General features: G+C 36.5%; 17 protein-coding genes and 3 tRNA genes. 12 read left to right on the top strand and 8 right to left on the bottom strand.

Going from position 1 to position 20,074, the window contains the following annotated elements:
* The first annotated feature begins 101 nt into the window (after positions 1 to 101).
* A complete protein-coding gene (locus tag LEGAS_RS08465; protein ID WP_013231982.1) occupies positions 102 to 1,058 on the top strand; it encodes a Dyp-type peroxidase in 957 nt (318 codons plus the stop codon).
* Positions 1,059 to 1,161: 103 nt separating this feature from the next.
* Here LEGAS_RS08465 and hflX read toward each other — a convergent pair whose 3' ends face one another.
* The 3 genes from hflX to LEGAS_RS08450 all read right to left on the bottom strand — a co-directional run bounded on the left by hflX (position 1,162) and on the right by LEGAS_RS08450 (position 4,921).
* Positions 1,162 to 2,460 carry a GTPase HflX gene (hflX, locus tag LEGAS_RS08460; RefSeq protein WP_013231981.1) on the bottom strand — a complete coding sequence of 433 codons (1,299 nt, stop codon included), beginning with the start codon at positions 2,458 to 2,460 and terminating at the stop codon, positions 1,162 to 1,164.
* A 199-nt stretch (positions 2,461 to 2,659) separates the two neighbouring features.
* On the bottom strand, positions 2,660 to 3,325 hold the full coding sequence (locus LEGAS_RS08455) for a histidine phosphatase family protein (RefSeq protein ID WP_013231980.1): 666 nt from the start codon (positions 3,323 to 3,325) through the stop codon (positions 2,660 to 2,662).
* A gap of 192 nt (positions 3,326 to 3,517) precedes the next feature.
* The gene (locus LEGAS_RS08450; RefSeq protein ID WP_013231979.1) at positions 3,518 to 4,921 is read right to left on the bottom strand and encodes a hemolysin family protein; all 1,404 of its coding nucleotides are present in this window, start codon (positions 4,919 to 4,921) and stop codon (positions 3,518 to 3,520) included.
* 484 nt (positions 4,922 to 5,405) lie between these two features.
* On the opposite strand from LEGAS_RS08450, the gene nrdH reads away from it, so the two are divergent.
* From nrdH to nrdF, 4 genes are all read left to right on the top strand, one after another.
* Positions 5,406 to 5,636, top strand: a complete 231-nt coding sequence (gene nrdH, locus LEGAS_RS08445) for a glutaredoxin-like protein NrdH (protein WP_013231978.1) — start codon at positions 5,406 to 5,408, stop codon at positions 5,634 to 5,636.
* A 93-nt stretch (positions 5,637 to 5,729) separates the two neighbouring features.
* Positions 5,730 to 7,901 carry a class 1b ribonucleoside-diphosphate reductase subunit alpha gene (gene nrdE / locus LEGAS_RS08440; protein WP_013231977.1) on the top strand — a complete coding sequence of 724 codons (2,172 nt, stop codon included), beginning with the start codon at positions 5,730 to 5,732 and terminating at the stop codon, positions 7,899 to 7,901.
* Positions 7,902 to 7,985: 84 nt separating this feature from the next.
* Positions 7,986 to 8,426, top strand: a complete 441-nt coding sequence (locus LEGAS_RS08435; protein ID WP_010390594.1) for a class Ib ribonucleoside-diphosphate reductase assembly flavoprotein NrdI — start codon at positions 7,986 to 7,988, stop codon at positions 8,424 to 8,426.
* Between the two features lie 5 nt (positions 8,427 to 8,431).
* Positions 8,432 to 9,409 (top strand): class 1b ribonucleoside-diphosphate reductase subunit beta, encoded by a 978-nt coding sequence (gene nrdF / locus LEGAS_RS08430; RefSeq protein WP_010390593.1) that lies wholly within the window; start codon positions 8,432 to 8,434, stop codon positions 9,407 to 9,409.
* Between the two features lie 43 nt (positions 9,410 to 9,452).
* On the opposite strand, the gene LEGAS_RS08425 is transcribed toward nrdF, so the two are convergent.
* Positions 9,453 to 10,121 carry a phosphatase PAP2 family protein gene (locus LEGAS_RS08425; protein ID WP_010385723.1) on the bottom strand — a complete coding sequence of 223 codons (669 nt, stop codon included), beginning with the start codon at positions 10,119 to 10,121 and terminating at the stop codon, positions 9,453 to 9,455.
* Positions 10,122 to 10,357: 236 nt separating this feature from the next.
* On the opposite strand from LEGAS_RS08425, the gene LEGAS_RS08420 reads away from it, so the two are divergent.
* Positions 10,358 to 10,440 (top strand) — tRNA-Tyr (locus tag LEGAS_RS08420).
* 39 nt (positions 10,441 to 10,479) lie between these two features.
* Positions 10,480 to 10,551: transfer RNA gene (locus LEGAS_RS08415), tRNA-Gln, on the top strand.
* A 99-nt stretch (positions 10,552 to 10,650) separates the two neighbouring features.
* Here LEGAS_RS08415 and gpmA read toward each other — a convergent pair.
* The gene (gene gpmA / locus LEGAS_RS08410) at positions 10,651 to 11,364 is read right to left on the bottom strand and encodes a 2,3-diphosphoglycerate-dependent phosphoglycerate mutase (RefSeq protein ID WP_010383155.1); all 714 of its coding nucleotides are present in this window, start codon (positions 11,362 to 11,364) and stop codon (positions 10,651 to 10,653) included.
* Positions 11,365 to 11,473: 109 nt separating this feature from the next.
* Positions 11,474 to 11,674 (bottom strand): cold-shock protein, encoded by a 201-nt coding sequence (locus LEGAS_RS08405; protein WP_010015676.1) that lies wholly within the window; start codon positions 11,672 to 11,674, stop codon positions 11,474 to 11,476.
* 320 nt (positions 11,675 to 11,994) lie between these two features.
* On the opposite strand from LEGAS_RS08405, the gene LEGAS_RS08400 reads away from it, so the two are divergent.
* Positions 11,995 to 12,079 (top strand) — tRNA-Leu (locus LEGAS_RS08400).
* A 421-nt stretch (positions 12,080 to 12,500) separates the two neighbouring features.
* Here LEGAS_RS08400 and LEGAS_RS08395 read toward each other — a convergent pair.
* Positions 12,501 to 13,550 (bottom strand): DUF6287 domain-containing protein, encoded by a 1,050-nt coding sequence (locus tag LEGAS_RS08395; RefSeq protein ID WP_013231976.1) that lies wholly within the window; start codon positions 13,548 to 13,550, stop codon positions 12,501 to 12,503.
* A gap of 119 nt (positions 13,551 to 13,669) precedes the next feature.
* Positions 13,670 to 14,194 (bottom strand): hypothetical protein, encoded by a 525-nt coding sequence (locus LEGAS_RS08390; protein ID WP_010388542.1) that lies wholly within the window; start codon positions 14,192 to 14,194, stop codon positions 13,670 to 13,672.
* A gap of 202 nt (positions 14,195 to 14,396) precedes the next feature.
* Here LEGAS_RS08390 and LEGAS_RS08385 point away from each other — a divergent pair, with 202 nt between their 5' ends.
* From LEGAS_RS08385 to rpoB, 4 genes are all read left to right on the top strand, one after another.
* Entirely contained in the window at positions 14,397 to 14,702 is a 306-nt protein-coding gene (locus LEGAS_RS08385) for a helix-turn-helix domain-containing protein (RefSeq protein ID WP_013231975.1), read from the top strand.
* Between the two features lie 226 nt (positions 14,703 to 14,928).
* Complete coding sequence (locus LEGAS_RS08380) at positions 14,929 to 15,282, top strand: hypothetical protein (RefSeq protein WP_013231974.1); 354 nt, start codon at positions 14,929 to 14,931, stop codon at positions 15,280 to 15,282.
* Positions 15,279 to 16,091, top strand: coding sequence for a triose-phosphate isomerase (gene tpiA, locus LEGAS_RS08375; protein ID WP_010382060.1), 813 nt, complete (start codon positions 15,279 to 15,281; stop codon positions 16,089 to 16,091). Before LEGAS_RS08380 ends, tpiA begins: the two co-directional genes overlap by 4 nt.
* Before the next feature lie 280 nt (positions 16,092 to 16,371).
* On the top strand, positions 16,372 to 19,986 hold the full coding sequence (gene rpoB / locus LEGAS_RS08370) for a DNA-directed RNA polymerase subunit beta (protein WP_010382064.1): 3,615 nt from the start codon (positions 16,372 to 16,374) through the stop codon (positions 19,984 to 19,986).
* Positions 19,987 to 20,074 lie beyond the last annotated feature (88 nt).

The following is a 20,074-nucleotide window of genomic DNA, read 5'->3' as shown; positions in this document are numbered from 1 at the left end:
AGCAAATAAAAATGATAGTATCTTTAATTTAGAACCATTCTTGATGAAAAACAAAATGTGATGTATTATAGAGTAAGAATAAATATTCGGAGGAATTAAAAATGGTAATCGAACCATCCAAAGCACAAGATGTATGGAAAGATATTGGTGAGCATGTTCAATTCACTGTTTTAAAATTAAAACGAACAAATCAAGTTGCAGTACAAGAAGCAATTCAGGAATTTGCTGATCGTTCTCAAGCTATTATTCGATCTTTGAGAATTCGTGATTCAAAAGTAGCTGGATCAGAATTAAAGGTATCTTTCGGATTCAGCAGCTCTGCTTGGGATTATTTATTTCCTAATCAACCAAAACCGGCTGAATTAGAAACTTATGAATCATTATCAGGACCACAATACAGTATGCCAGCAACTGAGGGGGATATTTTTTTCCATATTCGTGCCAGTAATGAAGCTGTTGTGTATGAGGCGCAGACACAATTTATGCGTTTCTTAAGAGAGGTGACTACAGTTGTCGATGAGACAAAAGGTTTCCGTTATTTTGAAGGACGTGCGATTATTGGATTTATAGATGGGACAGAGGCACCAGCTGTTGAAGACGCAGCACCATATGCGTTAGTTGGTGAAGAAGATAAAGAATTTATTAATGGATCATACGCTTTCGCACAAAAATGGCTTCATAATATGGACGTCTGGCAACATCTTAAAACTGAAGAGCAAGAAAAAGCTGTTGGTCGTGAAAAATTTACTGATATTGAGTTAAAAGATGAGGATAAGCTTCAAAATGCCCATAATGTTGCCTCTAAATTAGAACAGGATGGTGAAGAACAAAAAATTATTCGAATGAACGTACCATTTTCAGAACCAGCATCTGGTAAAACTGGCACTTATTTCATGGGTTATTCACGTCATTGGTCAATTACAAAAGGCATGTTGGAAAATATGCTTGAAAAATCTGATTTTCTGTTAAGCTTTTCCGATATTTTATCTGGTCAACTATTTTTTATTCCTTCTCGTGATACTTTAGCTGACATCGCTGATGGTCATTTCAATGATTAAGTATTACTAGGAAAATTTTCCATTTCAGTGTCATAATATTGACAAATTAAAAAAGCGAAATGTTGACATCAAATCAGCGCTTCGCTTTTTAAAAATAAATTCATTAAACAATATATGTTGTAAATAACTCACGTTCTAATTTTGAAAGTTCGACAGTTAGGAGTGAACCTGTTTCGTCGTACGATTCGGATAAGAAGGTATGATTGGCTGCTAATTTAGCCTGTACAGCACCTTGATCAAGGGGGATGTGTAAGGTAACTACTTCAACATCGTTAAAGATGTGCTTTTTAATTAAATCAATCAAGGCTGTCTGGGAATCTGAATCTAGCGCTGAAATTGTAATAGCGTTTTCTCCTGATAGTTCAGGATAGGTTAGTTCGGTACGATCAGCTTTATTGTAAATTGTAATCATAGGTATATCAGTAATACCGACTTCAGATAGTGTTTTTTCAGTCGTTGCCATCATGTCTTTGTGATGTTCATCAGATACGTCAACAACATGCAATAAAAGATCGGCATTTGCAGCTTCTTGCAAAGTTGACTGGAATGCTGCCACCAGGTTGTGAGGTAATTTTGAAACAAAGCCAACAGTATCGCTCAATAAAAATTGTTTTTTATCTGGCAAAGTGAGTTGTCGAACTGTTGTATTGAGAGTAGCAAATAACATATCTTTTTCGAAAACCTGTTTAGAATCTGCTGTGTTAGATCCGACACCAAATCGTTCAAGTAGACGATTCATTAAAGTAGATTTGCCCGCGTTGGTATAACCGACTAAGGCAACATTTGGCAGGTCATTTTCTTGTCGACGCGCAGACCTAGTGGTATCACCTTTTTTTAAGTCAGATAAGTCCTGACGAATATGAACCATTTGGGCAGTAATACGACGACGAGATTCTTCTAACTTAGTTTCACCGGATCCACGAGAGGTAAAACCACTACCACCGGAACCAGTTTGTTGATCTAAACTGATAGACATACTGGTACGTAAGCGCGGTAATTGATATTGTAGTCGCGCTAGCTGAACTTGTAGTTTGGCTTCTTTTGTTTGTGCCCGTTGTGCGAAAATATCTAAAATTAAGCCTGTTCTATCAAGGACAGTTGCGTTTGTTGCTTTTTCTAAGTTACGAATTTGTGAAGGGGATAACTCATCATTTGCAACAATCATATCAACATCATAACTTTTAACAGCTTCAGCTAGTTCTTCTACTTTTCCTTTACCAAAATATGTGGCAGGATTAGGCCTCTCCAGCTTTTGTGTAAATGTTTCAACTGGGTCTAAGTTATTGGCTGTTGTTAGATTTGCCAATTCTTCTAATTCATAAGTTAAGTTAGTATTGCTTGTGGTTAATCCGGCGAGAAAGACTTGTCGGGCTGTTTCAATATTTGAGTGTTGCTGTGTCATAAAAAAAACCTCCAGTGTATATATGAGACTGGGGGCATTTTGACATGTTGAAGGCAAAATTACAGACCAATCTCAAGATGTACATACAAAAACAGTCAAGATATCTTTGTATGCGGAATCTTAAAATTTAGTCAACAATGTATTGCACTTCCTTTATTTAAGTTAGTATCAGTGTAACAGTTTTTTAATATATTGTCCATTAAAAAACGGTTGAATCATCATTAAAACGAGAGATATTTGCTGAATTTGGCAGTAATTCAATTTGCATGAGGGCACCATTTTTAACAGCGTCGCTGGCAAGGTCATGCCGATTTAATTTCTCTGCAATACCACGAATTGTTGTGCCGTGTGATACGATGAGAACATTGTCGCCATCTTGATGACGATCACGAATATCAGCAAATCCATGAGATACGCGTGTCCACCACTGCTCATCATTTTCTGCAAAATCGAACGGGTCTGCTAATCTAATTGTGTTCATCGTTTCTGCCATGCCATACTCTGTTACAAGGTCTGAGTAAGTGGTAAAATTTTTTGTGGTATATGCACTCATCGTAGTTGCAACAATTTCACTGTCAATGCCTTCAAACGAACCGAAAAATTGCTCTCGAAAGTCAGGCAGTTCATGTGGTTCAACAGGAGAGTTGGATGTATTATTTTTTAAAATGTAGCGAGCAGTGTGGATAGCGCGTGTTAAATCAGAAGAGTATACACCATCAAAATGTATATTAGCTAATCTTGAGCCTGCATCAAGTCCGTGTTGAATACCTTTTGATGTCAGTGGGGCATCTGACCAGCCTTGAAAACGATGCAAAAAATTAAAGTAAGTTTCTCCATGTCGAACAATATAAAGATTAATAGCCATAATTGTGGGTATGTACGTAGTATGTGTAAACTATATGATTGATTGGAGCAGTTATTATTGTGCTTCAAGCATGTTCGTGAATATATTGTTAACACTAGTTAGTACATTATCCTCCTAAAGTTTATTACTTCTATTTTAACATTTAATTGCTATAAATTCTTGGATAAAAAAACCGCCTAAGCGGTTTTTGGATTAATTAAGTTGCGTTGTGGTTTCTGAAGATGCTTCATTTTGTTTATTCTCATCTTCATCAAAAATACCATTGTTATTTCGATCTTGTTTAGGAGTTGGGAGTACTTTCACGGTAAACTGAGAGATATAAGCATTATCATAATCTAACGCAGTTAATCGGAAATTAGCAACCTTCATGGTATCACCAGCTCGAAATTCGGGATCTTCATTTAATACATAGCCAGTCAAAGTGACAGCATCGTTATCTTCTAATTCTTTAACGTTCTGGTTGAAATATCTTTCAAAGTCATAAAGTGTCATTTTACCAGAAACTTTATAATGATGGTCTCCAAGTTTTTCGATATAGTCATCTGATACATCATCAATTTCATCTCGAACTGTACCAAAAAGTTCTTCATAAATATCTTTGTCGGTAATTAAACCACTTGTGCCACCATATTCGTCCACAACAATTGCGATTGGTGAACGCTTGATGATCATTTCATCCATAACGTCATGTAAATCCATATTTTCAGGAACGGCGGGAATGTCACGCATGATTTTAGAAACCGGATCAGTATCTTTAATTCGCGCTTGTCTGACTAAATCATAGTTGAAGACATAACCCAAAACCTTATCCTTATCGTTATCTGCAATGACTGGAAAACGGGAATAACGTTCTTGCAAATACAAATTAAGCGCATCAGCAATGGGTGTTTTGACGTCAATTGCTGTCATAGATGTGCGATCAATCATAATATCAACGGCAACTTTATCATTCATTTCAAAAGCACGTTTCATAAATGTTAAGTCTTCTGCATCTAACTCTCCTGCAGCAGCAGCATTCTTAGATAAGGATAGAATTTCAGTTTGTGAATAAATGTCTTCTTCACCATCAGTACGAAATCCTAACAAATGGGTAATAACGTTTGATAAATGATCTAATGCCCAAATCATTGGGAAAAGTGTGATGTGAAAAAAACGAACAGGGCGAACAATAAAAAGTAAGACTTTAACAGGGGACTCAATAGCGATATTTTTGGGGACCAGATCAGTAAATACAGCATGAACTATTGTAAAAATAATCATGGCAGAAACTGAGGCAACCGCGCGCGCATACTCAGGTGGTAAAGCACCTGAGTTTAGAATAATATTAGCGACGGTTTCTTCACCGACCCAGCCTAATATTAAACTTGTTAATGTAATACCGACTTGTGCAGTCGATAAATATTCAGTTAGATGGGTCACCATGTGAATGGCATTGGCGATATTTCGTGAAGGTTTTTCACGTTTTTCCTGCAAATCCCGTAAAGCACTAAGACGGACTTTCACCAAAGAATATTCTGTTAATGTAAACAAAATAGCGAGTAGTAACACCACAACAATAATGACAAAGTTGAGGAGCATAGACGGACCAGAATCCAAATTCGTAAACCTCTTTTCTAATGTGTAACTATTCGCTATTATACCAGAAAAAAATGAAAAATCTAAGCCATTTATAAAAATTATAAGGTTTAAAAAAAGCGAACAATTTCTGATAACAGTATACGAATAAAAGATAAAATCGAACAAAATTTCGGTTGGGTTCTTAATTAGATTAACCATTGGCCTATTTAAAGTTTGATAGAACACGTTTTAAACAACTTTTATAAATTTTTGATGGTTTATTTAATTTGTGAGTATTGTTGTTTTACTCTGATATAACAGCGTTTGTAACGTTCGTCTATTTAGATTGTGAAAAAAATTGTAGTATTTCTTTTGTATGGACTGAATTTATTGAGTCATATCGAACAATTGTTTGTGAAGACGCATATTGTCCTTGTTATTTTTTTAAAAACAGGTAAACTAACTAGTAACAGATATTTGATTTTATGATGAAAAATAATAAATATTATTAAAGAGGTGCCTTATGGAGAAAGTAATAGTATATACAAAGTACGATTGTGTACAATGCAAAATGACAAAAAAGTTTTTGGAAACACAAGGTATTCCGTTTAAAGAAATCAATATTGAAGAAAATACACAGTATGTTGATACACTAAAAGCGGATGGTTTCCGTCAAACACCAGTTGTGTCAATCGAAGGAATGCCAAAATTTTCTGGTTTCCGCCCAGATGTATTAAAGCAGATTTCAGCTTAAATTGAATGGAATTAACATCGTGAGACAATCAACCGATGTTTTTTTATTTTAGTTAGAAACATAAATTGTAAGATGTTATAGAGGACAAAATTCATGCCATTAAAAGAACTCAACTTGGATCAAGTGACTTATTTTGATTTAAATAATCAAGTCAATATTCCTAAAAATAATCAAATTCAACTCGAAAAGGATCAAGAAGCACTTGATGCCTTTTTAAAAGAGAATGTCTGGCCAAATGTTATTCAGTTTGACTCATTAGCAGATCGTTTTGAGTGGTTGTTTGAAAATAATTTTTTGGAGCGCGCATTTATTGAGAAATATCGTCTTGCGTTTATTGAAAAATTATATACATATTTAGAAAGTCAACATTTTAATTTTAAGTCATTTATGGCAGCATTTAAGTTTTATAATCAATATGCTTTGAAGACTAATGATGGGCAACAGTATGTTGAAACCTATGTAGATCGTGTAGCAATGAATGCTCTATATTATGCCGATGGTCGTGAAGAATTGGCATTGCGTTTGGCTGATGAAATGATTCATCAACGTTATCAACCTGCCACACCGAGTTTTTTGAATGCTGGTCGCGCACGTCGTGGTGAATTAGTGTCGTGCTTTATTATACAAACATCTGATGACATGAATTCAATTGGTCGAACAGTCAACTCAGCATTGCAATTGTCAAAAATGGGTGGCGGTGTTGGTATCAATGTGTCAAATGTTCGAGAGGCTGGGGCGCCAGTCATGGGAATTTCAAATTCTGCTGGTGGTATTGTACCAATTATGAAATTACTGGAAGATTCCTTTACTTTTTCTTCCCAAGTTGGTGCACGACAAGGTGCTGGTGTTGTTTATTTATCAGTGTTTCATCCTGATATCATGGCATTTTTGTCAACAAAAAAAGAAAATGCTGATGAAAAAATACGTGTTAAGACATTATCATTAGGGTTAACAATTCCTGATAAGTTTTATGATTTAGTGCGTAAAAACGACGTCATGTATCTATTTAGTCCAGTTGATGTTGAAAAAGTGTACGGCAAACCATTTAACTATATTGATATTACATCTGAATATGATAATATGGTGAATAACGATAAGATTACTAAATATCATGTTGATGCACGCTTTTTGGAAGAAGAAATATCAAAATTGCAACAAGAATCTGGTTATCCCTATGTCATTAACATTGATGTTGCTAATCGAGCAAATCCAATTGCTGGAAAAATCATTTCATCCAACTTATGTTCAGAGATTTTACAAGTACAAACACCATCTGAATTAGATAATGGACAACAGTATACGCGTTTAGGTTCAGATGTGAGCTGCAACTTGGGATCGATTAACATTGTTAATATGATGGCGACAAATAATTTTGGTGAATCAGTGGATACAATGGTGCGTGCGTTGACATATGTATCAGACACATCAAACTTAGATGTTGTACCATCAATTGCCAAAGGTAACACTGAAAAGCATGCTATTGGCTTAGGTGCTATGGGATTAGCTGCTTATTTTGCTCAAAATAAAATGTACTATGGGGATGAGGAGTCTCTGGACTTCACAACAACATTCTTTATGACATTGAATTATTATTCAATTAAAGCGTCAATGGCGATTGCTAAAGAACGAAACGATACTTTTTTTGAATTTGAAAAATCTACGTATGCTGATGGTTCTTACTTTGATAAGTATCTAGAGGAAGATTGGGCACCGCGTACACAAAAAGTCGCTGCATCGTTTGCTCAACATAATGTCCCAACGAAACATGACTGGGCAGAATTAAAAGCGGATGTCGCAAAATATGGCATGTACAACGCCTATCGTCATGCTATTGCGCCAACAGGTTCTATTTCCTATGTTAATGATACAACAGCAACCTTATTGCCAATTGTAAATAAAATAGAAGAACGTCAAGAGGGTATGATTGGAAAAGTTTATTATCCAGCTCCTGGATTGAATAATGAAACAATGCCATACTACGTCTCAGCGTATGATATAGACATGCGTAAAGTAATTGACATTTACGCGGCTGCTCAGGAACATATTGATCAAGGAATGGCGTTAACTTTGTTTATGCGTTCGACGTTATCCAGCGATTTGTATGAATGGAAAAAAGGTCGAACAGATAAAATGACGACGCGTGATTTAACTATTTTACGTCATTATGCGTTTAATAAAGGGATTAAATCATTGTACTATGTGCGAACGTTTACTGATGATAACCAAGAATCAGGTGTAAATGAATGTGAAAGCTGCTCAATTTAGTTTTAAAAATAAATCGTCTAATTATTTGTGAGATGATTTATTTGTACATACAGCATAGCAGTAACTGAGGGACACTAATTATTTATGACAAAAATCAATGTTTTATATACCTCAACTGAGGGGAATACACAATCTTTTGTGGAAAAATTACAGGTAGTGGCTGAAAAGAATGGTGATATACTTGAAGCACGTATGATTGGTGATGAGACAGAGTACGCCAATGAAACAGAACCCTATGTTGCCGTTGTTCCCACCTATTTAACTGGGGGAACAGGAATTGGTCCAGAAGTGACAGAAATTTTTACGAGCGCCTTAGGAGACTATTTATCATTTGGGCGTAATAATCAGTATTTAAAAGGTATTATTGGATCGGGAAATCGTAATTTCAATGTACAATTTAATTTAACAGCGTTACGGTATGCGGATAAATTTAATGTGCCAATGCTGTTTGCTTTTGAACTGCGGGGTAGCATATTTGATGCAGAGAAAGCCTATAACTTAATCAAACCTTTATTTGGAGAATAAAACCTATGAAACATTTAAAAGATAACTCATATACAGCAATTAATTGGAATACAATTGAAGATGAACTTGATAAGGCAACCTGGGAAAAATTGACACAACAGTTTTGGCTCGACACACGTATTCCAATTTCTAATGATTTGAAAACATGGCGTGGTAATATGTCAGATCAGGAACGTCAAACGATGAATTTGGTCTTTGGTGGACTGACAACTTTGGATACATTGCAATCACAAGATGGCATGGCGCAATTGAAATTAGATGTGGTTAATCAAAAAGAAGAGGCGGTATTGAATAACATTCAATTTATGGAGTCTGTTCATGCTAAATCATATTCATCTATTTTTGAAACTTTGAATGAGAAAACAGAAATTGAAGCTATTTTTGATTGGGCTGATACCAATGAGTTTTTGCAATACAAGGCTAACCGTATTAATGGTATCTATCAAACTGGATCACCATTACAAAAGAAAATAGCCTCAGTATTTTTGGAAACATTTTTGTTTTATTCTGGATTTTATACACCACTATATTTTTTAGGACATAATAAGATGTTGAATGTTGCAGAAATTATTAAATTAATTATACGTGACGAATCTGTTCATGGCACATACATTGGTTATAAATTCCAAATTGGTTTCAACCAACTACCAGCAGAAGAAAAAAGTGAACTACAAAGCTGGATGTATGATTTGCTTTATGAATTATACGAAAATGAAGAGAAATATACACATCAATTATATGATGATTTGGGATGGACAGAACAGGTGTTAACTTTCTTGCGTTACAATGCTAATAAGGCACTAATGAACTTGGGCCAGGAGCCGATGTTTCCAGACGGTGCGGATGATGTTAATCCAGTTGTTATGAATGGTATTTCAACCTCAACAGCTAATCATGATTTTTTCTCTGGTGTGGGAAATGGATACTTGCTTGGTGCAGTTGAAGCCATGGAAGAAGATGATTATAATATTAGCAATAATTGATTATAAAAAACGCTTAATATCATTTAATGATATTAAGCGTTTTTTATATTTCATCATGTTTAAATAATGCAATGTGAGTTTGTAAAAATATTGCTAGTTTAGGATACAGAGAGGCGGAGAGAATAACCCAACTATAGGCAAACAAGACTGCTGCAATGGTGTCACTGAAGAAATGGGCATTAAAGTAAATGCGACTTAGCATGGTCATTAATCCTATTGTAATACTAATCCAATTAATTAGTACCTGTGTGTAGGTGGAATTTATGTTAGGAGTTACGAGAATAGCAATAATAAATATGACAATAAATAAACCAAAGACATGCGTACTTGGAAATGAAGACGAACTGTCAGCCAGTAAGTGTCCTACTGGACGTGAACGGCCAACAATAGCCTTTACTATGGCTATAAATACATCCCCGGATATAATAGTCGCAATGGTCCAAATAGCTGGGATGTGAAGCTTGGCAATAATAAGAACACCAGCTAAAATAAGTATGTAAACAACATCAACCACAGGATTGCCTAGAAAAGTTGCAATAGCCATTACAACATCACCATATCCGGTTTGTATGTTAGTAAACCAGCTGTGGATGCTATTATCAAGCATGGCTGGGAGTATGACATTAAATTTAATCAAAATGGCTAAGACAATAGCAATGATACAACTGATGATTGCTTGTCGGCGTTGTTTGTTTGTAATAGATACGATCATATTGTACGACTCCAAATGTTGATTTTTACCTTACTCTAGTATAATGAAAGATAGTGATATAAACAAGGTTATTGGGGTAGCAAATAAATAATAATCCACTTATTTAGATTACAACTTCAAAAATTGTAATTAGCCATGTTTAATTTATTATCAAAAATATGTCATTGCAGGAATTTTTAAAAAGGGGTTGTCAACCGTGCTGAAATTTGATATGATTATATAGTTGTTTGAGATATGGGAGTGTAGCGAAGTCTGGCTAAACGCGACGGACTGTAACTCCGTTCCTTCGGGTTCGTAGGTTCGAATCCTACCGCTCCCATAGCCGATTTAATAGTTAACGGCTAAAAAGATTAACTATTGCCCCTTCGCCAAGTGGTAAGGCAGTGGTTTTTGGTACCGCTATGCGCTGGTTCGAATCCAGCAGGGGCAATATAATAAATTAAAAAGGGCTGAAAAGCTCTTTTTAATTTATATCATCTACAAGATATAACATAAAAACCGTTATCTTTACTCGATAACGGTTTTTAAATTACTTACTTAATGTTTTCTTAGAGATAACTTCCAAATTATTATCCAAATCGTATACTAAGGGTTGTCCATTAGCAATTTCGAGATTTAAGATGTCGTCATCCGAAATATGCTCAAGATGTTTTGCTAAGGCACGTAATGAATTACCGTGAGCAGCAATAACAACGTTTTTACCAGCTTTCAAATCTTTTGAAATGTCTGATTCCCAGAAGGGTAACACACGTTCCAAAGTAATCTTCAAGTTTTCACCTAAAGGTAATTCACCTTTTGGTACATCAGCATAACGACGATCAAAAGCGGGGTAAGTTGTTCCTTGCACTTCAACAGTTTCTTCATAGCTGTCCAACAATGGTGGTAATACGTCATATGAACGACGCCAGATGTGAACTTGCTCGTCACCCCATTTTTCGGCAGCCTCAGCTTTGTTTTGGCCTTGTAAGGCGCCATAATGACGTTCATTCAAACGCCATGATTTGGTTTCAGGGATGAACAATTGTCCAGCCTCTTCTAATGCAAAGTGCAATGTTGTAATGGCACGTGTTAAAACTGATGTATAAGCCTGATCGAATTGGATACCTTCAGTAGCCAATAATTCGCCAGCTTCTTTAGCTTGAGTAACACCTTTATCTGATAACTTCGTGTCAACCCAACCGTTGAACAAATTTAATGCGTTCCATTCACTTTGACCGTGACGGATTAATACTAACTTAGCCATGTATTCTAAACTCCTTAGTTTGTGTTTAATCTAACAATTATATTATACCACGAAAAGAGGACACAAAAAAACTCGCCTAAGCGAGTTTTCAAAGTATTAGAACTTAATCTTACAACTTTGAGATGTTAGCAGCTTGCAAACCGCGGTCTGATGTTTCAACTTCGAATTCAACAGCTTGACCTTCTTCAAGAGTCTTGAAGCCGTCACCTTGGATAGCTGAGAAGTGTGCAAATACATCTTCTCCGTTTTCACGAGTTACGAAACCGTAACCCTTTTCTCCGTTAAACCACTTTACTGTGCCTTTTTCCATGATGTGTTTCTCCTTTGGTGTGCTCCACCAATAATTTTATTTTGTAACTTAAATAATTGGTACTTGAGCGCCTTCCGAGAAAAACAAATCAAAATCAAAAACTTTTATTACAAGTTCTAGTTTACCATACTGGTGGAAATAAGCAAGCGAAATAATAAAAAATAATAAATATAGATTAGTGATAAGTTGGAGTAGCATACTTATTTTATGTCAGAAAGCCTAATGAGACAGTTGGTTATTGTACTTTTGATTAAACTTTTCAACTTGACAAGATAGTTTATTAACGATAGAATTGTATAGTTGTCAGTATGGATAACCATGCAGCTGTGGCGGAATTGGCAGACGCGCAGGATTAAGGATCCTGTGCCCGTTAAGGGCGTGCGGGTTCGACTCCCGCCAGCTGCATAATCATATTTCATGGCGTTGCATAAGGTTGCAAAAACCTTGATGTAGCGTTTTTTTTGTTCAAAAACGGTGCACTGTATTTCATACCAAATGGGAAACAATCTTTAGGGCAGGAGACATAGTTAGTTAACTAAGATAAGTCAGCGGCATATTCATTATTGTAGCTAATAGAAATTTAGAAAAAAAGAAAAATACAACGGTTCAAAATATATTTAATACTACTATAGATGTCGCATGATTTTTAGTTAGTTGTTACAACATTGAGGCTAATGTAATAAATGACATAAAAATAGCGACCGCCATGTGCTAGATTTGAAATCTAATAAATGACGGTCGTTATAAACTTTATTTTTTTGTGATCCACTTCGATAACGCATATGTTAATTTTCTCCAAGGTTAATGGGAACGCGTCATGTTTTCATTATTCTGTGATTAAGTTTTTGATTTGTTCAAATTTAGGGTCGCTCTTATATTGTGCATATAACGAGCTCAAATTCTTGTTACCAACAGTTTCAGCAAGAGCATCTTGTTCTGCACCAGATACTCGTGTGCCTTGATTTTTATAAGTAATCATATCACCAGAAATTGTGAAGTAACCTTGCTTATAAGCTGTATTATTAATGTTGCTTGGTACATTATTTAGTTTCACAATATTTTTGGCACCATCTAACGCAATTGTGACACCTGAAAAGGTCACATCGGAAATTTTGCCATTATTGACATCGACGTGTGCTGAATCGAAGGCATTATTTGTGACGTTAGACTTGCCTGACAAGATCGTGTTGACGCTTAAGTCACCATAATCAGATACAAATCCTGATGGCAGACCTAAGAGCGCTAGAGCTTGTTTGTCGACACTGGATAATGAATTAACTGCACTTGTATCAGTTGCTGATACTTCTTTTTGAAGGGTGTATATGTTTTGTTCACTAAATTGTTGACCAGAGTAAATTCTGTCTTGTGATTTGTCAGATGAACCGCTAAAAGCAACACCTTTTGGAATGAAGTAAAGCGGTACTGAAATTGAGGCGCCTTCTGTTGGTAATGGGTCAGCGCCTATTGATGCTTTTAACATACCGTCTTCGGCTTTAGCGTTATCGAAATAAACTTTTTCTTTTGGTGTTGTTTGTCCAGAATGTGAACGAGAGAGTAAACCACTTTTGTTAAAAATAAAAGTATCGCCGGTCGGGTTTACCCATGTGCCGATAACGCTTGAGAAATCATGCGCTTGGATTTCTGTTAAGTTCATGCCGGTGTTATTTTTTGTTGCAATTGAAGATGATGATTTAACAGTTTTATTTGACGCGGTATTGTTTGTCGACTGAATCGTATGCTTCGAATTGGCTGTTTGTTGTGCTTTTTTACTGGATTGATTTGTTGCTGGTGTGTGATCGAGTGATGCGTACACACATACACCACCTAAACCTAAAACGATTACACCACAAATTAGCCACGTTAGTTTTTTATTCATAGTTTTTTTCCTTTGTGACATACTTTCAAAAATTTACAGTCGCTTTAATAGTCATTGTCTGTAACTTTTGTTTGTTTTGTCATAGTATGAATACATTGTTAGTGGTAAGTTACAATTTACTACTTGTCACGCAACCCGTCAACAATTGTTTGTGCATTCTCTTGGGAATGTTTTCTAACATTTCTGTCATCGTAAAACTTTGCAATTTCCGTTAATACTTGTTCTTCGAACTCTGCAACATGGTTTGCTTCGAAGAATGGTAAGTAGACTTGCTTTTCTATACCGTTTCTTTCATATGAAAAAACTGTAATAATGCCACTACCGAATATTCCCACACCAATAAGTGCAAGAATAATGCCTACAATTGGTGAGCTTGATAAGATCATAAGACCACCAATTGCAATTAATAATCCTAAAAAGATACGGCCTATTTTAAATTCTTTATTCGATGAAACGTTCGAAACATTTCCCAAAGGTGATGAATCTTTTGTCATTCCTGCTGGAATCATTCCGAATAAAATAGTGTTTTGCATTTTTATCTTTAAAAAGCCATCTGGTGAAACGTACATGTTTCCTTTGATCCAAGGGGTAACAAGACTTACGGCAAAGTCCTTGTTAGTGGAAGTTTGAATTGATTCAACCATTGTAAAATCTCCTAAAAGCTTTTTTCGTGATTCATTATTGCACGTATTCAAGTATGGTCAACAATGTGCCATATTTTTAATTTGTTATATGAGCAAAGTTAATAATATCATAATAACACATTATAATGAAAACCTTAAATAAAAAATGTGTGAAATGTCTCAAAGCCTTGTCAAAATTGAAAATAAAGAAAGGTGGCAGGACATGAAAACTACAACTGAACAAATAGCTGAAAAGTTAAGAATGAAGCGATTGCAACATGGTATGACTGTTGAAAAACTGAGTGAAATTGCGGATGTTTCAGTCGGTACAATTTCAACACTTGAACGAAAAATAAAGGTTAATTTATCAATTACAACCTTGTTGAAATTAATGAATGCTTTGAGCATAGAACCTTATGAACTTTTTGGATCAGCCGATCCAAGTATTGACGAATTACTTGAGGATAATCGTGCACTAGAAGAAAAGCTTCAAAATATTGCAGATATTATTAACTCTAAACCTGAATAAATATGTAAGTGACTGGTGTATTAGGCCAAATCTGCATGTTTGTTTTCTTTGACAAATAATTGTTTTAATAGGGTGTTTATAGCTTAGTTATTATTAATTGATATTTAGAAGGTAAAAATCACTGTTTGAATAGCATCAGCAAATGGTGGATTTAATGAATGAAAACGTTCTATTTTCTAGTTCATGTGTCATCTGTTGTGGTAAAATAAAAACAATGGAGAATAATATGTTACTCTTTAAACGAACTAAAAAAAATAATGAGTCTCAGCTAGATGAAGATGTTGTTTCGCGCACGGTTCTCGATGCCATGCAACAAGAAAATGATCAATTGTTAGATCAATTAGAGACATTAAAATTGGATGTTTCAGAATTAACTGAAAAAAATCAACATTTAACAGAGCAGTTAACACGCAGTAAGTACTATCAATCTATAGTCAAAACCGTTATAGGACTAGGTGTCTTAATTATTAGTTTTGCAGTGTTGTATGTACTTAATGAAGAACCACAATACACGGCGATGTTGCTTTTAATTGAGGCAGCGTTCATTTTTATGATGCTAAGGAGTAGTGATGAGTCATGACTAAAACTCATAAGGCGCAGCGGGTGCCATTCGTAGTCGCTAACTGGAAAATCAACAAGTTGCAAGCAGATGTTGTTGATTTTTTGGCGCAGGTTAATGGTAAAGTGCCAGACAAACAAGTCGTTGAGATAGGAATTGCAGCACAAGATTTGTTTTTGTCAGATATGGTGCGTGCGACGGCAGATTCACCAATTCATGTTGTGGCTGAAAACGTACATTGGGAAGATAGTGGCGCTTATACAGGTGAAACATCACCACGAGCTTTAAAGGATATTGGCGCAAAATATGTATTAATTGGGCACTTCGAACGGCGAAAGTTTTTTAATGAAACAGATTCAACAGTTAATTTGAAGGTGACAGCTGCCTTACGGAACGGTTTACGTCCGATTATTGATGTTGACGAAGATATGAGCACATATGCACAGTTTATGGATGCCGAACCTTCTGTTGCCCAAGTGGCTGCAGCATTAGCTGGCGTTTCCGTAGATCAAATTAGAAATGTCACTATTGCATATGAACCTACCTGGGCAATTGGCTCTGGTGAAGCAGCTAGTGCTGATCAAGCGCAAAAAGCGGCTCATCTTATCCGTCAAACATTGGCTAAACTATATTCACCAGTTATTGCGGAGCAAGTTCGAATTCTGTATGGTGGCTCAGTAACGCCTAATAATGCGCGTGAAATTATGCTGCAAAAGGATATAGATGGTGTTCTTGTTGGAACAGCAGCGTTAGATCCAACACAATTTCTGCAATTAGTTGAAATTGTGCGTGATCCAAACGTACCAGAATTTGATGTCGATCACATTTAAAGAGACAAATTTCTAACTTTAAATCAGACTAGTTTATTAATTGGACTGACTTGCAAAACATTGTTAAAAGCGTATAATTATTGATAGTAATACTGTGAATAAATATGGCATTTTGCGAAATATTGTCCGCAATACCTTTATATTGAAGCAAACGTTGTCTGCGGAAACAGCGGCGATTGCTTTTTTTGTGCCTATGCGGTGATGAAATCCGGGATAAAAGTGATTTTGTAACTAAATTGTAACAAACAAAACGCAGCGAAAAACAAGTGAGGTGATAAATGTGGCAGGACATTTAGTAAAGTACGGTAAGCACCGTACCCGTCGTTCATATGCTAGCATCAAAGAAGTACTTGATGTGCCTAATTTGATTGAGATTCAAACGGCATCATATCAATGGTTCTTGGATGATGGTATTAAAGAAATGTTTGGCGACATCATGCCAATTGACGATTTCCAGGGAACATTATCTTTGGAATACGTCGATTATCAATTGATGGAACCAAAATATAATATTGATGAGGCGCGTGAACACGACGCCAACTATTCAGCACCATTACACGTAACTTTGCGTCTGACAAACCATGAGACTGGTGAAATTAAGTCACAAGACGTGTTCTTTGGTGATTTTCCATTGATGACGGAACAAGGAACGTTCATTATTAACGGTGCGGAACGTGTTATCGTTTCACAGTTAGTACGATCTCCTGGAATTTATTACAACCAAGAAAATGATAAAAATGGTCGACCACGTTACGGCACGACTGTTATCCCTAACCGTGGTGCATGGTTAGAATATGAGACAGATGCTAAAGGCATTGCTAACGTTCGCATTGATCGTACACGTAAGTTATTGATGACCGAATTAGTACGTGCGCTTGGATTTGGTTCGGATTCAGATATTCTTGATATTTTTTCTGATCAATACGATGCATTAAACATGACTTTGGAAAAAGATGTTCACAAAGATATGTCTGATTCACGTGTTGAGGAAGCCTTGAAAGATGTTTATGAGCGTTTGCGTCCAGGTGAACCAAAAACTGCTGATTCATCACGTGCTTTATTAGTTGCACGCTTCTTTGATCCAAAACGTTATGATTTAGCCTCGGTTGGTCGTTATAAGATCAACAAAAAATTGTCTTTGAAGACACGCTTATTGAATCACACATTAGCAGAAACATTAGCTGATCCAGATTCTGGTGAAATTATCGCTGAAAAAGGAACAACTGTTGATAAGACAGTTATGTCAAAGTTGATGCCATTTTTGGAACGTGAAGACTTTAAGACCACGACATATACTCCTTCTGGAGATGCCGTACTTGAAGAACCTGTTGTACTTCAAAAAATCAAAATCGAATCACCAGAAGATCCTGAAAAGACTTTGGTATTAATTGGTAATGGTCATATTGATGAGAATGATCGTACTGTGCGTCCTGCAGATATTTTAGCAGGAATGAACTACTTCTTGAATTTGCAAGAAGGTATCGGAAACGTTGATGATATCGATCACTTGGGAAATCGTCGTATCCGTTCAGTTGGTGAGCTATTACAAAATCAATTCCGTATTGGGTTGACACGTATGGAACGTGTTGTACGTGAGCGTATGTCAATTCAAGATGCCAACACAGTAACGCCACAGCAATTGATTAATATTCGACCTGTTGTTGCTGCTGTGAAGGAATTCTTTGGTTCATCACAATTGTCACAATTTATGGATCAAACAAACCCATTAGGAGAAATGAACCATAAGCGTCGTCTATCAGCTCTTGGGCCTGGTGGTTTGACACGTGATCGTGCTGGTGTAGAAGTTCGAGATGTACATTATACGCATTACGGTCGTATTGATCCAATCGAAACACCAGAAGGTCCTAACATTGGGTTAATTAACTCATTAGCCACCTATGGTCGTATTAACAAGTATGGCTTTATCGAAACACCATATCGTCGTGTCGACTGGACAACACATATGGTTACTGACAAAATTGACTATTTGACAGCTGATGAAGAAGATAACTTTATTGTGGCACAAGCAAACTCACCTTTGAATGATGACGGTAGCTTTGTTCATGATACAGTAATGGCCCGCTTTGGTGAAGAAAACATTGAAACACCAATTGATCGTATTGATTATATGGATGTGTCACCTAAACAAGTAGTCTCTGTTGGAACAGCTGCTATTCCTTTTTTGGAAAATGATGATTCTAACCGTGCTTTAATGGGTGCTAACATGCAACGTCAAGCAGTACCACTGCTTGATCCACATGCGCCTCTTGTTGGTACGGGTATTGAATACAAAGCTGCTCACGATTCAGGTGTTGCCATGATTTCACGTGCAGCTGGTATGGTTGAATATGTTGATGGCCGTGAAATTCGTATTCGTCGTGAAGATGGTCAATTGGATCATTATGAATTGATGAAATTCCGTCGTTCAAACGGTGGAAAAAACTATAACCAAAAACCTATTATTCATGAAGGTGAACATGTCGAAGCCGATGAAGTTTTGGCTGATGGTCCTTCAATGGAGCAAGGTGAATTAGCTTTGGGTCAAAACCCATTAATTGCATTCATGACTTGGCAAGGTTATAACTTCGAAGATGCGATTGTTTTGAATGAACGACTGGTTCGTGAAGATGTTTATACATCAATTCATATTGAAGAATATGATTCAGAAGCACGAGATACAAAACTTGGGCCTGAAGAAATGACGCGCGAAATTCCTAATACTGGTGAAGATCAGTTGAAGGATTTGGATGCTGATGGTATTATCCGCGTCGGAGCCGAAGTACATGATGGTGATATTTTGGTTGGTAAAGTCACACCTAAGGGTGTGACAGAATTATCAGCTGAGGAACGTTTGCTTCATGCTATATTTGGTGAAAAAGCACGAGAAGTTCGTGATACATCACTTCGTGTTCCTCACGGTGGTGGTGGTGTCGTTCAAAATGTGCGTATTTATACACCAGAAAATGGGGATGAATTAGCACCTGGCGTTAACATGATGGTGCGTGTTTACATTGCTCAAAAGCGTAAGATTCAAGTTGGTGATAAAATGGCTGGACGTCATGGTAACAAGGGAACTGTTTCCGTTGTTGTCCCTGAAGAAGATATGCCATATATGCCTGATGGTACGCCAATTGACATTCTGTTGTCACCCATGGGTGTGCCTTCACGTATGAATATTGGTCAAGTACTTGAGTTACACCTTGGTTTCGCTGCTAAGAAATTAGGAATTCATGTTGCATCGCCTGTCTTTGATGGGGCAAGTGATGATGAAATCGAAGCTGCCTTACGTGAAGCAGGTTTGCCACAAGATGGTAAGTCAGTTGTTTATGATGGCCGTACCGGTGAAGCCTTTGATAAACGTGTTGGTGTTGGTGTGATGCACTATATGAAGTTAGCCCACATGGTTGATGATAAAATTCACGCACGTTCAATAGGACCTTATTCACTTGTTACACAACAACCTTTGGGTGGTAAAGCACAATTTGGTGGACAACGTTTCGGTGAAATGGAAGTTTGGGCGCTTGAAGCTTACGGCGCTGCATATACTTTGCAAGAAATTTTGACATATAAGTCAGATGATGTTGCTGGTCGTGTGAAAGTCTATGAGTCAATTATTAAGGGTGAACCAATTCCTCGTCCAGGTGTGCCAGAGTCATTCCGTGTTCTTGTGAAAGAATTACAAGCACTTGGATTGGACATGCAGGTCTTGGATGGTGACGGGGACGAAGTTGAATTACGTCAAATGGACGAAGATGATTCAATTCTACCTGTTGATGCGCTTGAAAAGTTAGTGCGTTCAAATCCTGACTTATTGAACAAAGAAGACGATGAAGTAGCGGCAGCATTCTTGAAGGTAACATCGCAAGATACTACGCAATCAAACGACGAAGTTTAACATAAAACATAACGTGTAGATACAAATATTGCACGTTTGTTATCAGATGCTTTTTATAATCATTATAAAAAGTGGTTGATAGCAAGCG

The sequence above is a fragment of the Leuconostoc gasicomitatum LMG 18811 genome, assembly GCF_000196855.1.
GTDB lineage: Bacteria > Bacillota > Bacilli > Lactobacillales > Lactobacillaceae > Leuconostoc > Leuconostoc gasicomitatum.
The sequence above is the reverse complement of the archived record's forward strand: the minus strand, read 5'-3'. Positions and strand labels throughout refer to the sequence as shown.